At 43.2% G+C, this 24,128-nt stretch carries 18 protein-coding genes; 7 read left to right on the top strand and 11 right to left on the bottom strand.

Annotated elements, in window-relative coordinates; genetic code table 11:
- Nucleotides 1-161 precede the first annotated feature (161 nt).
- The gene (locus tag DS891_RS13050; RefSeq protein ID WP_045990797.1) at nucleotides 162-404 is read left to right on the top strand and encodes a hypothetical protein; all 243 of its coding nucleotides are present in this window, start codon (nucleotides 162-164) and stop codon (nucleotides 402-404) included.
- Between the two features lie 256 nt (nucleotides 405-660).
- Here the strand turns inward: DS891_RS13050 and DS891_RS13045 are convergent, their stop codons facing one another.
- The 3 genes from DS891_RS13045 to DS891_RS13035 form a co-directional block, all read right to left on the bottom strand.
- On the bottom strand, nucleotides 661-1,266 hold the full coding sequence (locus DS891_RS13045) for a peroxiredoxin (RefSeq protein ID WP_010371125.1): 606 nt from the start codon (nucleotides 1,264-1,266) through the stop codon (nucleotides 661-663).
- A 320-nt stretch (nucleotides 1,267-1,586) separates the two neighbouring features.
- Entirely contained in the window at nucleotides 1,587-2,300 is a 714-nt protein-coding gene (fadR, locus tag DS891_RS13040; RefSeq protein ID WP_010371123.1) for a fatty acid metabolism transcriptional regulator FadR, read from the bottom strand.
- A 573-nt stretch (nucleotides 2,301-2,873) separates the two neighbouring features.
- Entirely contained in the window at nucleotides 2,874-4,631 is a 1,758-nt protein-coding gene (locus DS891_RS13035) for a winged helix-turn-helix domain-containing protein (protein ID WP_174170010.1), read from the bottom strand.
- Nucleotides 4,632-4,776: 145 nt separating this feature from the next.
- On the opposite strand from DS891_RS13035, the gene DS891_RS13030 reads away from it, so the two are divergent.
- The 3 genes from DS891_RS13030 to DS891_RS13020 all read left to right on the top strand — a co-directional run bounded on the left by DS891_RS13030 (nucleotide 4,777) and on the right by DS891_RS13020 (nucleotide 7,302).
- Nucleotides 4,777-6,276, top strand: coding sequence for an amidohydrolase family protein (locus DS891_RS13030; protein ID WP_174170009.1), 1,500 nt, complete (start codon nucleotides 4,777-4,779; stop codon nucleotides 6,274-6,276).
- 198 nt (nucleotides 6,277-6,474) lie between these two features.
- A complete protein-coding gene (gene dsbB / locus DS891_RS13025) occupies nucleotides 6,475-6,984 on the top strand; it encodes a disulfide bond formation protein DsbB (RefSeq protein WP_174170008.1) in 510 nt (169 codons plus the stop codon).
- Nucleotides 6,985-6,996: 12 nt separating this feature from the next.
- On the top strand, nucleotides 6,997-7,302 hold the full coding sequence (locus tag DS891_RS13020) for a hypothetical protein (protein WP_174170007.1): 306 nt from the start codon (nucleotides 6,997-6,999) through the stop codon (nucleotides 7,300-7,302).
- A 51-nt stretch (nucleotides 7,303-7,353) separates the two neighbouring features.
- Here DS891_RS13020 and DS891_RS13015 read toward each other — a convergent pair whose 3' ends face one another.
- On the bottom strand, nucleotides 7,354-7,662 hold the full coding sequence (locus DS891_RS13015) for a helix-hairpin-helix domain-containing protein (protein ID WP_174170006.1): 309 nt from the start codon (nucleotides 7,660-7,662) through the stop codon (nucleotides 7,354-7,356).
- 270 nt (nucleotides 7,663-7,932) lie between these two features.
- Between DS891_RS13015 and DS891_RS13010 the strand changes: the two genes are divergently transcribed.
- The gene (locus DS891_RS13010) at nucleotides 7,933-8,247 is read left to right on the top strand and encodes a YebG family protein (RefSeq protein ID WP_174170005.1); all 315 of its coding nucleotides are present in this window, start codon (nucleotides 7,933-7,935) and stop codon (nucleotides 8,245-8,247) included.
- A gap of 94 nt (nucleotides 8,248-8,341) precedes the next feature.
- On the opposite strand, the gene DS891_RS13005 is transcribed toward DS891_RS13010, so the two are convergent.
- From DS891_RS13005 to DS891_RS12990, 4 genes are all read right to left on the bottom strand, one after another.
- Nucleotides 8,342-9,532, bottom strand: a complete 1,191-nt coding sequence (locus DS891_RS13005; RefSeq protein ID WP_010606712.1) for an amino acid aminotransferase — start codon at nucleotides 9,530-9,532, stop codon at nucleotides 8,342-8,344.
- Between the two features lie 179 nt (nucleotides 9,533-9,711).
- Nucleotides 9,712-10,377 (bottom strand): GAF domain-containing protein, encoded by a 666-nt coding sequence (locus DS891_RS13000; protein ID WP_174170004.1) that lies wholly within the window; start codon nucleotides 10,375-10,377, stop codon nucleotides 9,712-9,714.
- A gap of 127 nt (nucleotides 10,378-10,504) precedes the next feature.
- Nucleotides 10,505-12,163, bottom strand: a complete 1,659-nt coding sequence (locus tag DS891_RS12995; protein ID WP_010606710.1) for a fused response regulator/phosphatase — start codon at nucleotides 12,161-12,163, stop codon at nucleotides 10,505-10,507.
- A 21-nt stretch (nucleotides 12,164-12,184) separates the two neighbouring features.
- Nucleotides 12,185-12,490 carry an STAS domain-containing protein gene (locus DS891_RS12990; protein ID WP_010371095.1) on the bottom strand — a complete coding sequence of 102 codons (306 nt, stop codon included), beginning with the start codon at nucleotides 12,488-12,490 and terminating at the stop codon, nucleotides 12,185-12,187.
- A gap of 143 nt (nucleotides 12,491-12,633) precedes the next feature.
- On the opposite strand from DS891_RS12990, the gene DS891_RS12985 reads away from it, so the two are divergent.
- A complete protein-coding gene (locus tag DS891_RS12985; protein ID WP_017216143.1) occupies nucleotides 12,634-12,963 on the top strand; it encodes a translation initiation factor in 330 nt (109 codons plus the stop codon).
- 40 nt (nucleotides 12,964-13,003) lie between these two features.
- Here the strand turns inward: DS891_RS12985 and DS891_RS12980 are convergent, their stop codons facing one another.
- Nucleotides 13,004-15,967, bottom strand: coding sequence for an EAL domain-containing protein (locus tag DS891_RS12980; protein WP_174170003.1), 2,964 nt, complete (start codon nucleotides 15,965-15,967; stop codon nucleotides 13,004-13,006).
- Nucleotides 15,968-16,338: 371 nt separating this feature from the next.
- On the opposite strand from DS891_RS12980, the gene pheA reads away from it, so the two are divergent.
- Nucleotides 16,339-17,493, top strand: coding sequence for a prephenate dehydratase (gene pheA / locus DS891_RS12975; protein WP_102057158.1), 1,155 nt, complete (start codon nucleotides 16,339-16,341; stop codon nucleotides 17,491-17,493).
- 315 nt (nucleotides 17,494-17,808) lie between these two features.
- On the opposite strand, the gene DS891_RS12970 is transcribed toward pheA, so the two are convergent.
- Together DS891_RS12970 and DS891_RS12965 are read right to left on the bottom strand one after the other, a co-directional pair.
- Complete coding sequence (locus DS891_RS12970) at nucleotides 17,809-20,649, bottom strand: discoidin domain-containing protein (RefSeq protein WP_174170002.1); 2,841 nt, start codon at nucleotides 20,647-20,649, stop codon at nucleotides 17,809-17,811.
- 144 nt (nucleotides 20,650-20,793) lie between these two features.
- Complete coding sequence (locus DS891_RS12965) at nucleotides 20,794-23,778, bottom strand: TonB-dependent receptor (protein WP_174170001.1); 2,985 nt, start codon at nucleotides 23,776-23,778, stop codon at nucleotides 20,794-20,796.
- Between the last annotated feature and the right edge of the window lie 350 nt (nucleotides 23,779-24,128).

The following is a 24,128-nucleotide window of genomic DNA, read 5'->3' as shown; positions in this document are numbered from 1 at the left end:
CATTTCACCCATTCTGCACTGGTCAAATTCACCACCCCATTAATTCCTCTGTGCCAAGAAAAACTTAAAACACATAAAAATCAATAAGATAAAAATTAAATTCATTTTGGCACAACCTTTGTAATAGTTATTGCGACTAACAAATTACAAGGAAACTTATTATGACTACTTTAGCGAAAATCACCATGACAACTTTACTGTTTACAGCAAGCATGACAACAACAGCTGCAGAAATTGATGCTTCATTACTTCAAGAAGTAAAAACCAAAGTAACGCAAGCTATCACTGAGTCAATCAAAGCGAATCTAGAAGAAATAAAAATTGAGACCAAACAGTCTTTAGAGAAAGCGTTTCAAACAACCAATAACAACGAGCAAGAAAAAAAGGAAGAGACTAATGATTAATGAACTCGAATTTCTGAGTCTGCTCGCAACTCCCGTGATCAGTTTATTTGCCGCTTACCTAAGCATTCAACTGATGAAATCACTGGGTCAGTTTATCAACTTTAACTAGCATGGCACTTGCTAAAGTAGGCAAGGTAGCCGAGTAGTCAAAGTTTTACCCTGAGAAAGCTATTGAGGTATCAGTAGCCATTAAAAAACCCGCCAATTGGCGGGTTTCTTTTTGATATCAGCGAGATATCACAAAGTCGACACTAAATTATAGTGCGCCTTCGTTTTCAGATAGGAACTTAGCAACACCTTCAGGGCTTGCATCCATACCTGCTTTACCTTCAGTCCAACCAGCTGGACATACTTCACCGTGCTCTTCGTGGAATGCTAGTGCATCAACCATGCGAAGCATTTCGTCGATGTTACGGCCTAGTGGTAGGTCGTTAACTACTTGGTGACGTACATTACCTTCAGCATCGATTAGGAAAGAACCACGGAAAGCAACACCAGCTTCTGGGTGCTCAACGTCGTATGCTTGACAGATTTCGTGCTTAACATCAGCGATTAGATCGTATTTAACTTGACCGATACCGCCTTCGTTTACTGGAGTGTTACGCCATGCGTTGTGTGAGAATTGAGAATCGATAGAAACACCGATCACTTCAACACCACGCTTTTGGAACTCTTCGTAACGCTTGTCGAACGCGATTAGCTCTGAAGGACAAACAAACGTGAAGTCTAGTGGGTAAAAGAAAACAACCGCTTTTTTACCTTTAATACGCTCGTGCAGGTTGTAGCTATCTACGATCTCACCGTTACCTAGTACTGCTGCTGCTGTAAAGTCTGGTGCCTTGCGGCCTACTAATACACCCATTTTTATCTCCAATAGTTAGGTTTATTTCCAATCTTATTTGGTATCTCGTGTCGAGACCAAAATATCTTGTTCATAATATTGTGGCGTGCTTATGAAAAAACAACCCTAGCTAAATTCATAACCAAAGTCTCTTTGTCATTCTCACCGCCAAAAACTGCGCCTAGTGTATTTGGCAAGCGCCATAATTAACAATCGAATTTACCGATAGCACCAATCTATAAATTCGATGAGACAAAAATGCCTCCGCTCAAAATGCCATTCGGAGATCAAAAAAGGCTTCACGAAGAAGCCTTTTTAAGATGTCTATCACTCAGTGGACATTAGTCCATGATATTTTCAGGCATATCACCGCGGATCTGCTGCCAAATTTCACCCGATTGGTGACCATACTTACGCATCAATGAAATAGCACCATCGTGTTCTTGATTTTCTGCCAGTTTGGTTAAATCTGCATAGAACTGTCTCGCCAATCCTCGTGTTCTTGAATCAGAAAAGTAATGGCAACCAATTTTTGAGTATAAACCTCTGAAGCCATTTAAAATAAGCACATAAATTTTGTTTTGCCCAGCACCTGCCAGCTCATGGTGAACTTGGTAGTCATAATCGGCAAACGCTTCTGCGGTGTCTTCTAGCTCTTCATGCTTAGACAAAATATCGATAACACGCTGCGGATTGAATTTTATCGCCGCACGCGTATAGATAGCACTAATATTGGTACGCGCAGACAGCAGCTGATCGGTCAACTCAGGCATCTTATCTTCATCAAGACGCGCTAAGGTTTCTAATATATTAAGCCCTGACGTTTCCCAAAAGTTATTCACCCGGGTTGGCTTACCATGTTGGATAGTCAACCAGCCATCACGAGCTAGCCTTTGTAATACTTCGCGCAGTGTTGTTCTTGTTACACCAATGAGTTCAGAAAGCTCACGCTCAGCAGGTAGAATGGATCCCGGAGGGAATTCGCCGTTCCAAATTGACTCAACAATATATTCTTCAGCAAATCCAGCTGGGCTCTTGGCTTTGAAAATTCTCATCTCACACCACTTTATTATTACATCAATGCCTTGATTGGCAGGTTGTGCTTGTTAATCCACTGATTGTACCAGATGAAGCTCAACTAACAAGCTACAAATCACCCTAGCTGAAAATAGCCATGTTTAATGCAGATGAGATTGTTACGCGGTGTGAGACTTAGAACTCACTTAAGGCGATATAGACTTGGCCATAACAGGCTCATCTTCGCTCAACACTGAGCTGTTAATGTAAACAAATTGCTCCTCATCAGACCATCCTGCCTCTGCTTTCATTTTGTATAACTCAAATACTTCTCCTTAAAGTGCACACGGAACGACTGCGAAATAAACAGACAAAGCGGCATGTAATAATGTTATTGGACATCTTTTGCAATTTATTTTTGAGCGTTGCTTGCAAACAACAAAGCAGCTTAAGGAAACCAAAACTCACAGGCAACAAAATCGAACTCTGTTTTTAAAAGCCAATATCAAAGTCTGCCGAAACACAGAACCCCTATTCAAGGAATCACCAAAAAAATTCGCTCCCTACTTTTAAATCACATAGCGAACTTTATACCTGAGTAACCAAACGTATTAGAGCTCGTTTTGTCTGCTTTCAAGCTTATTCAGCCATGCTTGTTTAAATTCGTGGTCTGATGTCAAAGCGAGATAAAGATCCGTAGCAAAAAAACTATCATTGTAGTCGGGTAACCAACCTGTGTTGAGCAGCTGCGTTAGCGCTTGTTTCGTTTCTGCTACGTCATTGTTAAGTGCAAACCAGTAAGGAGATAACGCTGCATCTAGCTGATTTCCTTGGTTAAGGTATTGTGCCAACAACTGTGTTACTCGCTTAAGCTTGCTTTGTTCACCTGTACGTTTCAGCATCAGGGCATAAGTAAGGTATTGCCCTACATTACCTGCCTCTGGCAATTTAAGCGCCGCGATATCAGCAAAATGCTGTTCAAAAAGTGTTAGCGCAGGTTGTATTCTCTGCTGTGCAAGTAAAGCAAGAATATAAGGCATCACATAATGATTACCCTTTGAGTCGAGCTCGTATCGCTGTTTTAAGAGTTCTTCGGCCTTTTCGAAATCGCCTTGTCGCCATGCGATCCCAGATTCAACATAGAGTCTAAATGCTGTAGAAATTGAACCTAAATTTGCGGCTTGCTGATATTTTTCCTCAGCTTCTTCTGCTCGCCCTAAACTCAATAACACCAATATGTGGCTCAACTGCTGCGCGGGGTACAATTTACTATGACTGATGTGATTGTTGTGGTACCACAGCAAATATTGGCTTGCTCTATTCTGGTTAAGCGGATAAAAGTCTAGCGCATAGAGCGGATTGTTCTTGGTGTGAGGGGCTACGGCAACGCTACGATCAAAATATTTTCGAGCGAGTACTAACTCTCTAAAATTCAAATAGGCATAGGCTAACCCTCGGATAATAACCGCATCGTTTGGTGCTAACTGATACGCTTGTTTATGCGCAGCAATTGCATCGGATATTTTGTGTTGGTCCCGAAGAAATCGACCGTACCAATGCCATAGGCGAGCATGCTTGGTTGAGAGCTCAAATCCGCGCTTAAAATAATTCTGTGCTTGCTCAATTTCATTCTCCATCACCGCAAAGCGTGCAAGAGAGGTTATCACTTCAATATTTGTATCATCTAAGATCCGTGCTTTTTCTAACAATGGCCGACATAAAGCAAGCGATTCATACTCTGACACCGCGCCATATACGCTTAGCCCCATAAAGACATTGCACAAGCCACTAAGTGCCTCGACATTATCACTTTGTTTAGATAACACTTGTTGATAAATCGTTTTCGCTCGCGCTAACTCTTCCACCGCTGTACTTTGGGATAGGTGTGTGGCAAGAGTGATCTCATCAAAGTACGGGTTGTTTTGTGTCTTGTGCTTTTGATCAGTTTGAATATAAAAAGCAAAAAAAGCGATGAGAGCGAGCAACGTAATGGTGACACCAAGCAGCCAAATTCGCTTTTTGCTCACAGGCATCACAGCCGCTTTATGCTCTCTAAGCGCAATGTTTGGATGAATGCGGTAACCTTGAGCTGATATTCTTTCTATGTATTCTTCGTATTGCGGATCTGTGTTTAAAATCTTTCTTAACTGCGCAACAGCTTGATAGACCGAATTGTCAGACACCACCTTCGGGTGCCAAACTAACTCGACGAGGTTTTCAATACTCAGAGGCTCAGGTTTCGCATCGACCAGCACCAACAGTAATTTCATCACTTTTGGGGTGACGGTATATTCACGGCCAGTCGGATACTCCACAATCTGGTTCAATTTAGGCACAACAAGCCAATTTCCCAAAAGCAAATTTTTCAACCCAAGAACACCTTATGCTATTGATTATTTTAGTTTTAATTAAATTAAGAAAAATTTCAGAGTTAATTTATATGAAAATTAAAACACAAAGTACCTCGCCAGTTATGCTCGAAGGCATCTAATACGACACTAACTGGATTTCATTATGAAAAAACAAACATTAATATTTGCGGCCTGTTGCGCCCTGTCTTCTCATGCATTATTTGCAGCAGTGGACCTTCGTATCGACAATGCTACCATTTTAAATCCTATTGATAAGCACCAAGTCAATATCATTTCCAATCATTGGCTCGCCATCCAAGATGGCAAAATTATACAAGTCTCTGACTCAAGTCAAAAACCGGATGCAGCACAGGTCATTGATGCTCATGGTCAATACCTCATACCAGGGTTAACCGATAGCCATGTCCACCTAAAAACTATGCCGGGGTTGCTTAACACTTCTCCTAGAGCTCGCCAAATGCAGGCAGCATTTTTACAACGGCAAGGCGCTAATTATCTTTACTATGGCGTCACGCAAGTTATTGACCCGTCAAACACTGCAATCGGCATGACCGAATTTACAGCAAATGGCCCCGCACCCGACGCCTACTTTTGTGGCGCAATGCCAGTTTACCAAGGGTACAACGCAGAAGGCCTTAGTTACTCAAAGCTACATCAACATAAACCCTACTTTGCTGCACAACACGGCGATCCTGCTTATGAGCTGACGCCATCTCAAGCACACGCTCACCAAGGAGCTCAGCCCTTGACGCGAATGAAATCTGACGGTGCAACTTGTGCCAAACTGTACTTTGAAGATGGCTTTGGAGAAAACAGTGCTATACCGCTTATTAACCAAGAAACTGCTAAACAATTAGTCGAGTCCGCAAACTCATTGAAGTTACCCGTAATGGCACATGCGAATGCCGTTGATATGCAACAACTTGCTGTAGATGCCAATATCAACGTTATGGCGCATGGACTTTGGAACTGGTTATCGCCAAATACAGCCCCTAGCGAAAGCGAACTGCCAACCAATGTAAAAGCTGTGCTGGATACCATCATCGAAAAAGGCATAGCATATCAAGCCACATTAAATGTGATGAATGCTCTGGCGAAAGTGACTGACAACACTTTTACCTTCTCCTCTGAATATCGTACCGTATTACCTCCGTTTCAAATTGCTTGGTATCAAAGTGAACCTGGTCGCTGGTTTTCTCGAGAAATGGGTCAAGGCTGGGGTGAAATAAGTAATCAACAAAAGGTCGCTAAACTTGAGCAAGTTTTCTCACAAGGGCAACGAGCACTAAATTATCTATATAAAAATGGCGCAACCTTGCTGCTTGGCTCAGATACGCCACCCGCACCAACTTATGTCTCGCAACCTGGCTTATCGACTTATCAAGAATTAACGATGATGGATCAAGCCGGAGTAGGCCTCGTTAGCTTGCTATCTGCTGCTACCATTAATAATGCGAAAGCATTTGCAATAGACAACCAGTACGGCAGTATCGCAGCTGGAAAAGTGGCAAATCTATTACTTTTAAATAGTAACCCTTTGCAGTCAGTCGCGGCTTACAACGATATTGAATACGTTATCTTACATGGCTCCGCCATTGAGCGTGCTACTTTTCATATCGATGCCCTCGAGAAAAGTGAATGAGTAAATACGTCAGAATAGAAATACTGATAATGTCGGTCTCAACTCTATTGACTTAATCAAGTGGTCTATTTTGATATTTTCGAACTTCTGCAGGTAACAAGAGTCGAAAAATCGTCGCAAAGATAGCACACACTGCGAAGTAAGGTTGCTCTAACGCGGCCAGATAAAGCATAATAAAACAAAAAGGGTTTCTCTATAATGAAGATTTCATCTTTTCATCTCTCTAGGCAATCTTGGGGATTGCTAGCACTATCCGCTGCTATTTTTGAAGCCGTTGCACTGTATTTCCAATACGGTATGGGTTTAGAGCCCTGTATTATGTGCATCTATCAGCGTTTTGCTATGTTGGGGTTATTAGCAGCTGGTTTAATCGGTATGATTTCTCCTCGCTCTTTCGCACTGCGTAGTCTGGCATTTGTTTCGTGGGGTGTAGGCAGTATTTGGGGTTATTTTATCGCCCGTGAACATATCAATATGCAAACCACAACGGATCCATTTGCTTTTACCTGTGACTTTGTACCAAACTTTCCTGCGTTTATGCCGCTGCATGAATGGCTGCCAAGCTTTTTTGCTGCAACGGGTGACTGCGGCAACATAGATTGGTCTTTTGCAGGATTATCTATGCCTGGATGGATGGAAATTATCTTTGCATTTTATAGTGTTGCATTTATTCTTTTCTTATTTTTCCACGTTACCAAAAGAACTTGAGATATCACATTCATGCATTTTAGGTTAAGCCAAATTGAGCAACTGAGAGCGTTTAAATTACGTGACAAGCAGATGATCTTACGTCTTGCACTTAGCCACCTTGATGCAAAAACAAAGGTCGTGTTAAGAATAGCCAAGTTGCTACTGCTCACACCGTTTTTTGCCTCATTGGTCGTATTTGAAGGCTGGCTGTTATTACCTGTCTTACTCGTGGCAGGATTAATTTATCCGCTACTGATCACACCACTGGAAATACAATTTGGCAAACCCAAGTTAGCTCAGGCAATCGCTGAGTTTAACGCCTCGAATAAGCCCTGATCTTCAATCTACCTGTGTGCGAGCAACTAAGCTCGCACACAATAACTACGACTAGACTCTAATTTTCCCCTCCAGTTTTGCCAATATTCCTTTCCCAATTCCTTTTACTTCCAGCAACTCCGTTGTTGTTTTAAAGCGCCCCATTTTCTTACGGTACTCTACGATGGCTTCAGCTTTACGAATACCAATCCCTGGTAAACTTGAAAGCGCCGAAGCGTCAGCGGAATTAATATCGAGTACAGCACTTTGCTGCTGTGTTTGAGAGACAGATTTTGCTTGATCCGTAGGTTTTGCGAGCACACTTGAACAGCTTAAACCTAGCGCCAATAAAATAGAAAGTATGGTGGGTTTATTGAACATATATACACTCCTTGTGCGTAAAAAGTATCCAAAGCTTACTGCATTTACCTCGGTGAGTGATTGCAGAAGCTTTTTAAATAAAGATTGGAATATTGACTTTGTCAAAAAACATTCATTCTTTCAAAAATCAAAATAAACATTAAGCTTTTGTTTTTAATGAATTTAATTAATTCTACTTCACTCAACAGCACTTGAAAAATTTTCAAAATAACTTGCTTAATCACTCGATTCGATTTACTGTATAAAAAAACAGTGACTAGGGGAATAACCATGGCCGTTATCATCAAATATGTTGTTGAAAGAAATGGAGTCGAGCGTATGACTTTCACGTCTAAAAAAGAAGCTGATGCTTATGATAAGATGCTAGATGTAGCTGAAGCATTGGAAGACATGCTAACGAAAGTTGACGTGCCGCTGAGTGAGCAACAAGTTGAATCCCTAGCGCTTGAAATTGCAAAACAAAAAGATGACTTTGTGTCTGTGTTAAAAGGTGGCAAAGTAGCACCAAAGGCCAATACCAAAAACAAAGCTGAAAACGAAAAAGCGTCAGATCCAGATAAAGTGACCAAAATTAAGCAAGCCTAAATGATAATAACCACTTACTTCAGTGGGTGGTTTAGGCTGAAAATAAAAAACCGCATGTTCTGCGGTTTTTTATTTTGTGCTGTGTAGCGTGGTATTATTTAATCACGCTTGCCACTGCGTCAGCAAAGTAGTCAATATTGTCTTTGCTTACGCCAGCTACGTTAACGCGGCTAGAGCCTACCATATAGATAGCATATTCAGTGCGTAGTCTGTCAATTTGCTCTTTATTAATACCCAAGAAAGAGAACATACCGTGCTGACGGTCGATGAACGAGAAGTCTTGCTCAACACCTTTTGCAGCTAGGCTTTCTTTGATCAACGTACGTAGACCATTGATACGACCGCGCATTTCGTCAAGTTCGTCATACCACATTTGCGTAAGTTCAGTACTGCTTAGAATGGTATTTACAATATCAGCACCGTGTGCTGGCGGCATTGAATAGATACTACGAACCACACTAAGTAATACTGAGTTTGAAACATCAGCAGTTGCACTGTCTTTTGCAATGATTGAACACGCACCGATACGCTCGCGGTATAAACCAAAGTTTTTAGAGCAAGATGAACAGATGATCATTTCATCAACTGTATCCGCAACCGTTCTAAGGCCTTGTGCATCTTCTTCAAGGCTAGTACCAAAGCCTTGGTATGCAATATCAATTAATGGCGTAAAGCCTTGCTCTTTTGCAAGTTCAGCAACCACTTTCCATTGCGCTTGATTTAAGTCCATACCACTTGGGTTATGACAACATGCATGAAGTAGTACTACATCACCTTTAGGTACTTGCTTCAGCGCATTGATCATCTCATCAAACAACAACCCTTTGTTTTCGTAGTCGTAGTAAGGATACTCTTTAACTGTTAGACCCGCTGCTTCAAATAGGCTGATGTGGTTTGCCCAAGTTGGAGTCGTAACCCAAACAGTTGCATTGGTGTTGCAACGTTTAATAAATTCGGCAGCAACACGTAATGCGCCAGTACCACCAGGTGCTTGCGCCGTACGTACGCGATTTGCCAATAATGTACTATGCTCTCCAAGTAACAGTGTTTCCATCTTTTGACAGAAGTCTAAATTACCAGCCAAACCAATATAAGATTTTGTCGTTTCGTTTTCTAAACGAAACGCTTCCGCTTTTTTAACCGCTTTAAGTACCGGCGTGTTTCCCTGCTCGTCCTTATAAACACCTACACCAAGGTCAATTTTGTTTGGGTTAGTGTCCTGTTTATAAGCGGCCATCAGGCCTAAAATAGGATCTGTTGGAAGTGGTTTTAGCTCTGAGAACATGGCTTATCTCTTTTATTTTAATTAATGCAAACTCGAGCGGCTGACGCCCGATTCCAGTAGACTTGATGGTAACATAGAGACTTGCATCTCAGTTACCATATTTATCTAGAATTTTATTCATTTTTGTAAACTTGGCAGCACCACAAAGGCGTCAAGTTTACAGCCGGACATTCCGATAATTATTTGGGTAAATATTCAGGGATTCTCGTACATGCTGCTGCAAGCAATGCTAAAATTTCTTCGTTGAAAAATGACTCAGAAAACGCTTCTGCATCAATAATTCCAATACAATTTTGAGCATCATCGAATAATGGCATACAGGTTTCTGCTTTCACCTTTGGATCGCAAGTGTAGTACTCTCCACCACTGGCGACATATTGAGGGATGTCATTAATCACTCGAGCTTTAGCACTTAATACCGTTTGAATATTATTTGACGTAGCGGCAAAAGCCTCCGTTATTGGGAATAGCGGTCTACTCGGCGCGCCAGAGTACGCTAATTTGAGAAGTTGTTTCCCTTCATTTGTCGCTCTTGCTTGGTATATGCCAAACCAATCAACAGCTGTAAATTCAACTACCGCTGACACTATCGTTTGCAGCTTAGCAAGCGATTGCTCATTCACCGTGTTCTTTTCAACGTAGTCACTCAACAAAAAAGGCGCTTCCTGAAGGTGCCCAAACAAGCTACAAGCGCCTCCTTCCCCAAGCTCAGGGATCTGATATGACCACACAGCAAGGCTTGAGTTTTGCTCAATATAAGCATCTAGTTTTTCTAATTGCAGCAAAAGCAATTCGCGGGAGATAGATAATCCACTCAATGAAATATAATCTGACATTTTAGCCATCTAAACATCTAAAGTTAATGCAACTTTACCACGCTCTTTATACCTTGCCAACACTAAAAAACAGGTACATAGAGTAATAGGAATAGATATTAAACTAAAGCAGAGGTGAAATGCGCTTGAGTGGAATTTAGACCGATTTGGAGGTGAGTGAATAAATCATTTCTACTTCATTTCCAGCACTGTTGTAGCTAACGCTTTGGGCAATCTCGTTAAGTAAGCTAACACCTCGACCGTGGCTATGCTCTTGCTGCGCTTTATTGCGCTCGCTTGATTCAAAACCATTACCTGAATCACAAATGTTGAAGTATAGCTTTAGCTCTTCAGGGCTATAGCGCACAGAAATAATAATGAGCGCTTCTTTTAGCTCCTTCAGAACACTCTCTCGCAGACTATAGAACTCAAAAAACCCATCTTCTTTGTTTTTAATCTCAGAATCTAACCCCAGCACACCGTGATCTAAAGAATTATTGTAGGCCTCTGAGAGTAATAAGAAGATGTTAGAGCGATGCGCCGAAATACCGTCAACCTCACTAAGCAAATCCACCAGCTCAAGTACCGGATCTGTCGTTTTCATCTGCTTGGCATCTAAAGATAACGAAATATTAAACGGCAAACTTGAATAATGGTTAGGCACAGAAACAATTGAATCGCTAGCAACGCAATTAACAATCGCGATACTTAAGTCATCTTGTTGCTCTGTATTGCCAGAAAACTCGCGAACTTCAGAGATAATTTGATCCGTGGAAATATGCTGCCGACTCGCCAGCAAGCGCTTTAACCGTCGTTCGCCATACATTTCCCCCCGCTCAGACTCAGACTCGATGATACCGTCTGTCGCCATTACGAGGCGTTGGTCGGGGCTAACTTCAAAATGCAGCAGATTACGTTCAAACTCATCGACTTCTAAAATGCCGAGTGCCATATGTTGGCTCTCAATGGTTTTAATAAGGCTACCATTTTGGTCAATCAGATATAAATCTGGCAAACCACCAAGCCAAGCCGAAACACTTTTCCCTGAGCTGCTCAATTCAATGATTGCTGCTGCACAAAACATATGACCGGGTAATAACTCATTAAGGGCGGTATTGAGCTCAACGGCTATATCACTCACCGCCATCCCCTTTTGCACCATAGTATAGAAAATGCGCGACGCAGGAAGCGCGCCGACCGCAGCTGCTAAACCATGGCCAGTAAAATCACCAAGTAAACAATAAAAGCCACCCATCGGGCTCTTGGCCATTAAAAACATATCGCCATTAAACATTGACGCGGGTGACAAGTGATATTCACAAATCTCAGGATATTCAGATTGTTGTGCAAGCGCATTACTAAAGATGTGCTCAACAATCTCGTGCTCTCGCTCTATTTGGTTATAGTGATATTCTAGTTGTCGGCGTTGTTCGTTGCTTTGTTGGCTGAGCCTACGGGTCCTCGCATGCGCTTTGATTTTGGCTGATAAAATGACTTTATCAAACGGCTTATGAATAAAGTCATCGCCTCCTACAGCGAGACACTTTTCAAAGCTGCTTTGATCTTCAAGTGCAGTGATAAAGATGATGGGGAGGTATACGTCGCCCGCATATTGCTTTATTTTGGGGGCAGTCTCAAAGCCATCCATTACGGGCATGACAACGTCTAGCAGCACGATGTCGATGTCCTGACTTTCGAGAATTTTTAATGCATCACGACCATTGTGCGCACAAAAAACGGTATAAAATTGTTGCTCAAGCATCGCCTTGAGCAGCTTACAGTTTAATACCTGATCGTCGACTACCAAGATATTCATGAGGGGCTAATCTATCGGCGTTCAGTCAATATCAAACTTCTTATCAAAACGAGAGATCTGGAGGATTTTCTTAAGTTGTGGACGACAATTACTAATTTGAATGCTAGAAACTGAGCTTCCTAGTGTTTTTTTCATATTTAACAGCATACCCAAAGCGGAGCTATCCATATAGTCGGTTTCACGCAGGTCAACAACAACCTTTTCGGTTTGATCATTCACCTCCGCATACGCCTGACGAAACGATTGCACCAAATTAAAGTCGAACTTGCCTCTAATTTGAATGGTTAGTGTCTTACCGTCAGCAGAAGCGTTTTTACTCAAGCTCATCATTAAGCTCCTAAATTATTTTGATTTGTTTCCCCTCACCAATTTAAATATAACGCTTAAAAATCATTTAGCAAAAAATAAAAAACATCTAATCTGCTTTTTGCTATGATCTCTGCAAAGAACCCGTAAGAGGACCAGAATCAATGTCAGAATCAAGACTTGTGTACTCCACAGATGTAGGCCGTATTGACACCAAAGAGCCAAAGCAAGAAGTTCAAGGGAAAGTTTTTAAGGACGGCGCCGTTCGTATTGAAAGACAAACTAAAGGGCGCAAAGGTAAAGGTGTTATGCTTGTTGTTGGCATCGATAGTGAACAGCACGATCTCAAGAAATTGGCAAAAACGCTTAAATCTAAAATGGGTCAAGGTGGTGCAGTTAAAGAAGGCGTTATTGAAATTCAAGGCGATGACAGAGAAAAGCTTAAGCAATTATTAGAAGGCCAAGGCTTCAAAGTGAAAATCGCTGGTGGTTAAGCGCTTATTATTTTCAGCCCCAAGCTTTGGGGCTGAGTCGCTATACCGCTGGGGCAAACCGCAAAATCTCGGCTTCACTTAACGGCGGGCTGTAGTAATAACCTTGTACAATATAGCAGTTATTTTTCGCCAAGAACGTCATCTGAGCCTCAGTTTCCACCCCTTCAGCAATAACCTGCAAATTTAATTTTTGCGCCATCGCAATGATAGCTGCAGTGATTTCCATATCGTTCGGATCTTCAGGGATATCCTTTACAAAAGAGCGGTCTATTTTGAGTATATCAACTGGGAAACGCTTAATGTAACTCAAAGACGAATAGCCTGTACCAAAGTCGTCAATAGACAGTGAAACACCAAGCGCTTTGATATCTTTAAGTTGTATGATTGCCGCTTCCACGTCTCCCATCAACATACTCTCGGTAAGTTCAAGGTGTAGTAGAGTCGGCTCCATCTCAGTTCTGTCAATAATATCTGACAGCGTACTGATCAATTGTGCGTCTTTAAACTGTCTCGCAGAAAGGTTGATGGATACGTTGGCAATCTTGCCCGCGGCTTTTAAACGACGAGAAAAATGGCATGCTTCTTCTAGCACCCATGCACCAAGCTCTACGATTAGGCCTGTCGCTTCAGCAATTGGAATAAACTTACTTGGCGGAATAGTTCCTTCGCTTGGGTGGAACCAGCGAATAAGTGCTTCATAGCCTACAACCTCTCTACTTTCACTGTTCACTTGTGGCTGATAATGCAAGGTAAATTGTTGCGCTTTAATTGCTATACGCAGCTCGTTTTCTATATATAGGCGCTCGTTAGCAGCTTCGTCTAAATCTTGGCTATAGAAATGGTAAGTGTTCCGCCCTTTTGCTTTGGCCTGATACATTGCCAAATCTGCATGTTTAAGCAGCTGCTCCTCTTCTTTACTGTCAAACGGAGCCATGGTGATACCAATACTTGCACTGACGATCACTTCGTTATTCCCCAGTTTTATTGGTTCTGCCAGTGTCTTTTGAATGATATTGGCAACTTCCATGGCATTTTCTCGCTCATTGATGCCACTCAGTAACACCGCAAACTCATCCCCACCCAATCTGGCAATGGTATCTTCTGCACGGAGCCGCTTTTTCAATCTCGTCGCGACTTCAAGCAATAAGCGGTCACCCGCGTCATGTCCCAAGGTATCATTGATGCGTTTAAACTCATCTAAGTCAAAGTAAAATAGAGCAAAGGCGTAATGGCCACGTTCGGCAAGCGCCATGGATTTACGTAACTGCATCCTGAAAAACGTTCGGTTGGCAAGGCCAGTTAAGGTATCAAAGTAAGCCAATTCTTCCATTTTACGCTGGCTTTCTTTTACAAACGAAATATCTTGGGCTGAGGCGACATAACTTGAAATTGCGCCGCCTTCTTCACGGATCGGCGACACGCTCAAACTGACCCAAATAGGCGCCTCTCTGTTACCCGCCAACATGGTATCCCCGCGCCAATGATTGCGACTGCGTAAGTCAATATCGATATCATCAATGAGAATTGCCATGTCTTTTGAAATAATACTCAAAAGCGGAGAGCCAATAAAATGCTGTTCATCATAGCCCGTCATTTCCTGCATTTTTGGATTGACATACTCAATTTGAAAATGCTCATTGGTCAATACAACGCCAGTACCAGAGAAAGCCACAGCTTTTGACAACCGGTTTGCCGCCTTTTCAGCGATTTCTTTTTCTGTAATACGTTGATTTAGGCCATTTACAAGCTGTTTTATCTCAACACTCATGTCATTAAATGAGGCGTTCAATTGACCTATTTCGTCATCGGTATGCGGTAAGGTTGGCGTATCCCACTGTCCTCGACCAAATCCCTTCACTGCTTTAACAAGCGCATTGATGCGTTTGAGTACTAATTGATATAGCACCTGATGCAGTAATATCGCGACAAAAATGGCATACAAAATAAACAAACCAAAGAACTTAACTTTAAGCTCTTCAATGGCCGAGATAGCCGACGCCCGCTTCTTGTAGATCCCAATGTACCAATCTAAATTGGCAATATGGGTCACGTGCATAATATGCCAGTTGTCTTTATACCTAAATTCATCTTGGATATTTGGTAGCTTAGTAATAAGTGCAGTTTGTACTATTTTACTCAAGTCTTCAGGTAGTTTGTTGTGGTCCAGTAGCTGCCCGGTCGTAGCGGTGGTTTTAAACAGACCGGGAGCTGCCAATAATCGACCCTGTTTATCAAAAACGATGAAGCCTTGCTGATGGTCAGATTTAGGTAATTTTTCGAGTAAGGTGGTCAACTCTATATCGCTACCCGTTAACCCAAGGTATTTATCATGTAAGTATAAAGGCACCAAAATACTCACCACCCACTTGTTCCAAACCCTATCAAAATACACGCCCGACCAAACCGCTTCCCTCGTTGGGTTTTGTTCAGCGTGTAAAACAGGCAAGTTATGAAGCTGATTATTTACCAGCCTCGGGTCTTTCGCTAATAAGGCATTAGGAGGTGCAACACGAACAAAGCCGTCTTTTGTAGATAAGTAAAAATTAAAGAAATCTTGTAACAGTGGGGGCGCCAGAATATTCCAGAGCAATTCAGATTCAGAAAATAGCTTTTGCACTGACTGCAATTTTAAATTGCCAGTATACATAGCTGCGGAGAGGCCATTTTTAGCTGTACTCGCTAAGTTTTCGCCACGCACGTCAACGCTCGCTTGTGCGCCAGATAAATCTTGTACGCCATAAAGTAAATGCTTGGAGACCACTGAATTGGCTTGTTCGGCCAAGTTAGCTTTAAGATCGAGGTAATTTGAAAACTGATTGTTCACCTGCGCGCTAAAACGCTTGAGCTCATCATACTCTTCATAGATTAACTGCTTTTCTTCAGATTTTAGCATCAATGCCGCAGCAAAAACCCCCGCGATCAAACACACGGCCGAAATCAACATCGACAGCTTTACACTTAAAGAGCTTGCACCATATCTTGATGGGGGACGACGATTGCCCACAAGTTAGCCTATTCTTTTATTTACAGTGGTGGTGTTGCCTGAATATACCAGAATATTTTTCGACTCGCCAATAAGTTACGTTTGATTAACGTACTTAACTCACTGAGATTGGACACTTATCTACCAAATAACTTAGGTTTTTGCGCATACGTCCAAAGTAGTACTTGTTTTCTCGTTTAGTTCTATGCTAATAATGTATTCAGTTTCAAAGTAAGGTTTGAATAAATGAATTTCATCACACGCAACAGCAACACATATTTCTTTTTTAGCTTCTTTAGGTGAAGAGGCTTGACTGTTCGCGAGTGAAAAAGAATAGCTAAGCCTCCCAACTTCGGGAGGCTTTTTTTTTGGCTAAATGGGAGTGAGGACCTATGACACAAAATACATTAGATGCCCTTAGGCATGACATCAATGAGATAGATTCAGAATTACTGATTTTACTGGCAAAGCGACGTCGCATTAGTCATGGCGTGCTGGAATATAAGATTACCAACAACAAACCTATCCGTGATGAAGCACGTGAGCAGGCATTGCTGGAGAAACTGATCCGATATGGTAAATCTCTGGGTCTTGATGCCTTTTATATAAACAGCGTTTTCCAAACTATCTTAGAAGACTCTGTATTAAACCAGCAAGCCATGCTGCAAAAGAACTTAAACCCCGATGCCGTAGGTGATACACACCGCGTTGCCTACTTGGGTGGACAAGGCTCTTATAGCCAGCTTGCTTGTCATAAATACTTCAGTCGTCGTCCCGGTAAGCTTGTGGAAATGGGTTGCCAAAGCTTTGAGCAAATCACCGAGCAGGTAGAGAAAGGCCAAGCTGACTTTGGTATCTTACCTATTGAAAATACCAGTTCAGGCAGTATCAACGAAGTATTCGATTTATTGCAACATGCGCAAGTATCTATTGTGGGTGAAGTAACGCATACCGTAGAGCATTGCCTCCTGGCTTTGCCAGACACAGAATTACAAGCGATCGACAAAATTTATGCGCACCCTCAACCTTTTGCGCAGTGCAGCCGTTTTATTCAAGGTCTTGGGGATATTCAGCATGAAACTTGCGACTCAACCTCTAGTGCATTAAAGCAAGCTGCAGAGCACCCAAATAGTGCCGCGATTGGCTCTGCACAAGCTGGTAAAAATATGGGTCTAGAAGTGGTGAAGTCTGGCCTTGCGAATCAGACCGAAAACCATAGCCGCTTTATTGTGGTAGCAAGAAAAGCACTTCAAGTGTCTACTCAAATCCCAACGAAAACCAGTTTAATTATGGCCACCAAACAGCAAGTAGGCTCACTTGCTGACGCGCTGATGGTATTTAAACAGCACAATATCAATATGGTTAAGTTAGAGTCACGCCCAGTACCTGGTAACCCTTGGGAAGAAGTCTTTTATGTAGATTTGCTTGCCAATATTGCAGACTCACAAGTCCAAGTAGCACTTGAAGAATTAAAAGACCATACCCAGTTTGTACGCTTGTTGGGCTGCTACCAAAGCGAGTCTTTGCAAGCAGTAGAGGTGTTATAATCCCAATTTGACTCAATACTTGCTCAATTTGAGGGATTAAATCTGACGCTAGCTGCGTTAAAAATTTCTCATTTAGAGCAACTAAATAGCAAAATTTTTGCCTTGCCTACACGGAGGTAGGTACCTTGGCGATAGCAGGACGCGGTAGCGGGGCTATCGACAAGATTTTCTTGCCTCAAAATAGACCTCTTAATTAAGTAAATTGGCATAATCAATCATATTAAGTCACTCTCATTGAGAAAAATAAAAAGCCAGAGCGCAAGTTGCATTCTGGCTTTTTTTGGTTGAGATTTGTTTAACCTTAGGATATTCAGGCTATTCGCCGCTAAGGCCTAGGAGCTCGATTTCTGAGATCTGTACTAAGCCATCGTTATTCGCATTTTTGCTAATATTTAGACGATAACTGCTATAGGCAAAAGCATTGGAGAAAGTAAACGCTCTTCGTTGTAAGCGCTCATCCCAGCTTTCTCCCACCCAAACCGCAACTTCTGTCCACGTCTCACCGCCATCATTAGAACCCAGTAACTGGAAGTTTTCGGGATCGCGCTCTGGTGCATCATTGGCACTGGTGATTGCCAAACCACTCACAATCTGTGGCGTAGTAAAATCAGCTTGGATCCAAGATGGTGATTCCTCTGTTGGCGGGCCTTGCCACTCATTGTGATCTAACCATTTTGTCTCGATATCATTATCAAACGCCTTTTGTTCACTTTCTGCATCTCCAATACGATTACGCGCGGTAAAGCTTGTTCCAGCCAAATCAGATAAATCTTCAAGTGCATACTGAGGTCCAGCGAGTTCAATTTCAGCTACTTGCACTAATCCATCATTATTCGCATTTTTACTGATAGACAAGCGATAATGTGAGTAAGCCAAACCATTAGCAAACGCGAAGGCACGACGTTCAAAACGCGATTCAAACGATTCTCCTACCCAAGTATTTAATACTTGCCACACTTCCCCATCGTGAGATGCTAAAAGTTGGAAGTTTTCAGGGTCACGCTCCGGCGCATCATTGGCGCTGGTAATGTACAAAGTATTTACCGCTTGCGCTTGCGGCAAGCTAACTTGAACCCAAGCCGGATTTTCAACAGTGGGTGGCCCCTGCCAGTCGTTGTGATCGAGCCATTTAGTCTCAACATTTTTATCAAATGCTTGCGCTGCGCCCTCTGAATCACTAATGCTAAAACGCGCCGAGTAACTCGCACCTTGTACTTGTGCATGATCTAATCCAGAGATTTCTGGACCGATTAATTCAATCTCAGCAAGCTGCATCAAGCCGTCATTATTTTTGTTCTTGGTTATCTCAAGACGATAGCTTTGGTATGGCAATTGATTCGCTACCACAAAGCTTTGACGCTCCCCTCGCGCTTCAAAAGACTCACCAACCCAATTACTCAAATGCTGCCATGTAACCCCGTTATCGTTAGAGCCAAACAAAGCAAAGTTCTCAGGATCTCGCTCTGGTGCATCATTGGCGCTCGTTATCGCAAGCTGATTAACCGCCACCGCCTCATTAAAGTCTACTTGGATCCATGAAGGCGCTTCGACGGTAGGCGGGCCTTGCCAATCATTATGATCTAGCCACTTAGTGGTTGGGTCGTTATCAAATGCCTTATCTTGGTTTTCCCCCTCACCGATACTGTTGCTTGCCGTGACCGCAAACGTCTCAGTATCAGTATGGTCAACGCTCGGATAAACCGGCCCGACAAATTGAATTTCTCCAATTTGCAGTAAGCCATCGTTATTTTTGTTCTTTGTCACTGCAATTCGGTAGCTTGTATACTTTTGCGCATTACCAAATACAAAGCCTTGACGTTCAAAGCGCGCTTCAAACGACGCCCCAACCACATTACCCAAATTAACCCAACTCGCACCCTCATCATTAGAAGCTAGTAAAGAGAAGTTTTCAGGGTCTCGCTCTGGGGCATCATTAGCACTGGTAATGTAAACACCGCTAATTGCTTGTTGAGTAGGAAAATCCACCTGGATCCAAGATGGCGCTTCCTCAGTAGGTGGCCCCTGCCAGTCATTGTGGTCAAGCCATTTAGTTTGTGGATCGCCATCAAATGCTTTGTCTGCACTCTCGGCATCACCAATAGCATTTCTTGCTGTGATAGTGGCACCTGATGTCACGACTTGCTGCATCGGCCCCGTGGAGACCGGCTCATCAAATAATGGTAACGCTAAGTCCATAATACTATCGGCACTAAGATCTAGCTGCGCAGTTAATGGGTGAGCTTGAAGCGCGTTGTAAATTGGCAATCGAAGCGCTTCAAGTGCAACTTCATCACCGCCAAGTGCGGCGCTAAGATTGCTAGCTGAGTCGCTTAAGACGCCTTGCAAAGAGCCTTGCTCGTCAAACTGTGCAAACGCGGCATTGAATAGAGAAAGCTTTTGCACACTTTCGGAAACATATGTCATCTCACAACTTTGCTCACCAGAGTCAGAGGTTGTGCAAGTTTCTCCTAATTCAAAATTCGTTAATTGATCAGCGCTAACCACAGGTAACTCAAAAACATTGATGTTCCCGGTTTGCCAGCCAAGGGCCCGAAGCAATAACGCAGACATCTCCACTTTTGCCAATGCCATTAATTCGGGAGTAGAGACATTACGCCCCTCAGCAATTTGCTGCTCTACCAGCATGGTTGCTAGTGTCGTCAAGGCGTTGATTTGTATGGTAGCATCAGCACTGCCATCGGCATTTGAACCAAACGGCACGGCGACATGACTTAAGGTAGCCAAAGTCACACCAGCAATGTAATCGCCACTTACCTGCTCCCCAATTCCTGCAGAACCACAGCGACTGGCGTCGCAGCGCATCTGCGAGCCTTCACTCGTTGTGGCGGTCACTTTAATGGTGGAATTAATGCCAAACCCGGCTTTACCCGTCAGTTCAATAAACAACTCCCCCGATTGACTGGTTGCCGAGTTCTCATCCATCATCATGCTAGAGCCATTGAGCGCCGTCACCGAAATGCGGGCTTGGCTCAACGCGCCTTTTATCACTGAACCAGATACTTCTGCCGTCGTCACAGCAGGGGTTACTGGCACTTCTTCAACTTTTGGGTCATCGCTCCCGCCGCCACATGCAGCCAATAAACTGCTAACGGCAATGAGCGGGATCGCATTTCTTATTTTATTTAACGTTTTCATATTTATCCCTTCTTACATATCAACCAACTCGTGTGACTAGGTTGATATAAACGCACCACAAGCAGGTGATAAGCCGTGATATTGTTTCTCGTTGTGCTGACACGACTTCACCCTGTTTGCATTACTTTATGGTTATCGCCAAAGTTAAAATCGATAGGTGATCCCGGCATAGTAGCGCTGCCCGGTGTAGCTGCTGCTGCGCAATCTCGCTTTAGAATCTTCACCATAAAAGGTTCTCGGTTCTTCTTTGGTTAGGTTGATCACAGACGCGGTTAGGATCAAGTTTTCCATCAAGTTATAAGAAGCGTTCACATCAACTTGTTGGTATGGTTCCTGATATACAGTGAGTCCGTCGGCAAGCCCCAAAGCGGTTTCTCCTCGGCGGTTATATGATGCTCTGACACTAAAAGTGTCATTCTCGTAATAGGCGGAGAAGTTAAATTGATTATCGGCACTGCCAACAAGCGCAGACTCACCGACCTTTTCACCGTCTACGCTAATGTCTGCCTGATTGGTATCGTTTAGGGTGTAGTTAACGTTGAGACCAAAGCCATTGTCGAATGCATGTTGTGCAAACAGCTCTATTCCCCGAGAGGTTGCGTTTGTACCATTGGCGGTGGTGGTAAACGGCGTGACGGTAATATCACCCGGCGGTACAATTTCAACACCGGTAAAAGGGTTATCAAAGCCCTCAAACGGCCTTACTGAGGTAATAATCAAAGGCACGATAAAGTTATCTACGTCTTTGTTGAATACCGCAATGCCAACCGCAGATCCTTCGCCATAATAATACTCCGCAGATAAATCCATCTGTACCGATTCAAATGGTTTTAGCGCCTTGTTACCACCTGAGCCGCGCCACCCTGGCTCCACAGGGTTGCCTCTAAACTCTAGTCTATCGTCTGCCCATTCTTGAGAGATAAAGGTCAGCTGCTCTGGCGCACCCATGTCGTTGAACGGAGCTCGAGACATCGTTTTGGCGATAGCACCACGTATGACAAGATTGTCGCTGGCATCCCAGACAATATTGAAACTAGGTAAAAATTGTGAGTCGGTTACGGTACGCACGGTGGTGGTTTCAACATCAATGAGACGTTCATCACCTAAAATATCCTCTTCGGTGACATCATCAATGTCATCTAAAAAGTAGTTAATTTTATCCGACGACATAATCTGCGTTTCAGTCTCGACATAGCGTACTCCGATGTTTCCTCTAAAATCTCCAAAAGAAAAATCGGCCTGTAGATAGGCGGCCATGATCTCTTCTTCTATGTCGAACACAAAATCAGGCTCACGGCGCGTGTGCTTAACATATTCACTAGTCACGATTTCGCGGTATCGATCCCAATTGATCGTGGGCATCGCATTCACTTCAAAACCGCCTGGGATATTTTGTTCAGACGTTGCATTCAAAATATCCTCCAGTTTTGGCATACCCCCAATCCACTGATAAGACACTTCATCAATGGCACCTTGACTAAATGGATCTAGCTCGCCACTGGCAATTCTGTCAGCCCCATCTTGAGTAATAAAGAAGGTGTTGTTGGTTTCGCGGTGTAGTGTTGCTTTACGATATTTAGCACCGACGCGCAGCGTATCAACGATGCCGTACCCGACGCGATAATCAAGGTCTAACTGAGCATAGTCCTCTTCTAAGTCACTGACGACAAAGCTTGAGCCTGTCGAACCCGGATCGGGATCGCCGGCAATACCAGCCTGAAGGTTAGACAACAAAGCGGGATCAGCGTACAGCGACACTCTGTCACCTAATCGCCACCCTGCAAATGAAGCGGCGTTTTCAACCTGCCCGGAATCGCTGCGACTCGCAGGTTGGCCGCTTTTATACGCCGCACTCCAAGATTCTGAAGGGCCACCGCTGGCTTCAGTGTGACCAAATTTACCGCGTAAGTCATATAAGTCACCGGCATACTCAAAGGCGAAGTCGTAGGTATCCGAGGTATCTTTTTCTACCGTATAACTACCAATGATCCAAGGAAATTCAAGATTCCCTTCAGTGCCACCTGCGCCACTGGTAAAGTCCATGCCAGTCACAATCGTACCGGTTTCGTCTAGAGTAATACCGGTAAGATAATCTGGGTTGTACTTCCATTCTGGGATCCACATTTGTGACGTGGTGCGATTTTGCCCAAGCTCAAAATGAAAATGATTGAATGTTAAAGATAAATCATCTATTGGACGCCATTGAATGGTGGCTTGTAACCCCTGACGTTCACGTTTTTCTTTGGTTACCCCAATACCTGCAACTTGCGGTGCCCAAACACCATCATAAACGTTACCATAAGCATCTTCTAACGCTGCAAATCGACGTGTACTATCAGCAATCACATTGCCCGCCGTGTCCGTTGCTTGCAAGTCTGAACTCGTTGCCCAACGCCAACCGCCACCGCCCGACATATCACCGCCTAAAGAACGGTTGGTACGGTCTTGTTTAGTATAACCAACTAGCAAGCCAAAGGTTTCTTCTTCGTTCTTCCAAGAATAAACGCCGCTAAAATTAGGCTCGTACTCTTCAGTCACATCAGCGTAGGTATATTCAACATTCAACGCCCCAGAATTTGCCTCCATATCCAGCGGTTTCCGGCTGTGTAGAATAACCGTGCCGCCAACCCCACCTTCATCTAAACGCGCCTCAGAAGACTTAAACACCTCAACCGATTGCACCATGGTAGAAGGCAACAAAGAGTAACTAAAAGAGCGCGACGGCGAGCCCGGAGAAGACGCGATAAAGTTGCCGTTTAACTGCGTAAAAGTAAGATCAGAGGAAAGACCACGAATACTGACGTTTTCCCCTTCCCCGCCACTACGAGAAATCACCACACCGGGTACGCGTTGCAGTGAATCCGCCACATTTTTATCGGGAAACTTGCCAATGTCTTCTGCTGTAATGGCATCCACAATCGCGTTTGATAAACGCTTAATCGCCAAGTTTTCGGCCATAGATGCGCGGATCCCACGCACCTCAATCGTTTCGATTTCCTGCGCTTCCTCTTTTTCGGTTTCTTCAGCCATTGCCCAGTTAGTAGCTGATAACATAGCGAGGACCAGTGCAGACTTGCTAAATTGCCGTGACCTTCCTGTCACATGGCGTCTGTTATTATTATTGGCCATTCCTATCTCCAAGTTTTTTATAATTTGTAAAGCCACGACGTCCCTTGCTGCTCCATGACGCATGACTTTGTGACGACCCTTTTTTGTTTCCCTATAGGGGTTAATGGTTTGTGAAACACTCGTTCAGAATAGGAGCGCTCTACAAAAAGTGATAATAGAATTTCGGTTTGCACTAAGACAAAATCGGCGTTTAGGTCAAAAAAAGATCCAATTTCAATTTCCTTGGTTTATAGTCTGATTAACATAAAAACTCATTATTAGTTTCTATATTAGGCAATTTAAAAACGTTCCAAACACGTGTAACTAAATGTTTTTATTGAACTAATTAAATATTCAAAACCAAGCATTTT

Source organism: Pseudoalteromonas sp. JC28 (genome assembly GCF_013319255.1).
In the GTDB taxonomy this organism is placed as follows: Bacteria; Pseudomonadota; Gammaproteobacteria; order Enterobacterales; family Alteromonadaceae; genus Pseudoalteromonas.
This window is presented reverse-complemented; position numbering and strand designations above follow the sequence as displayed.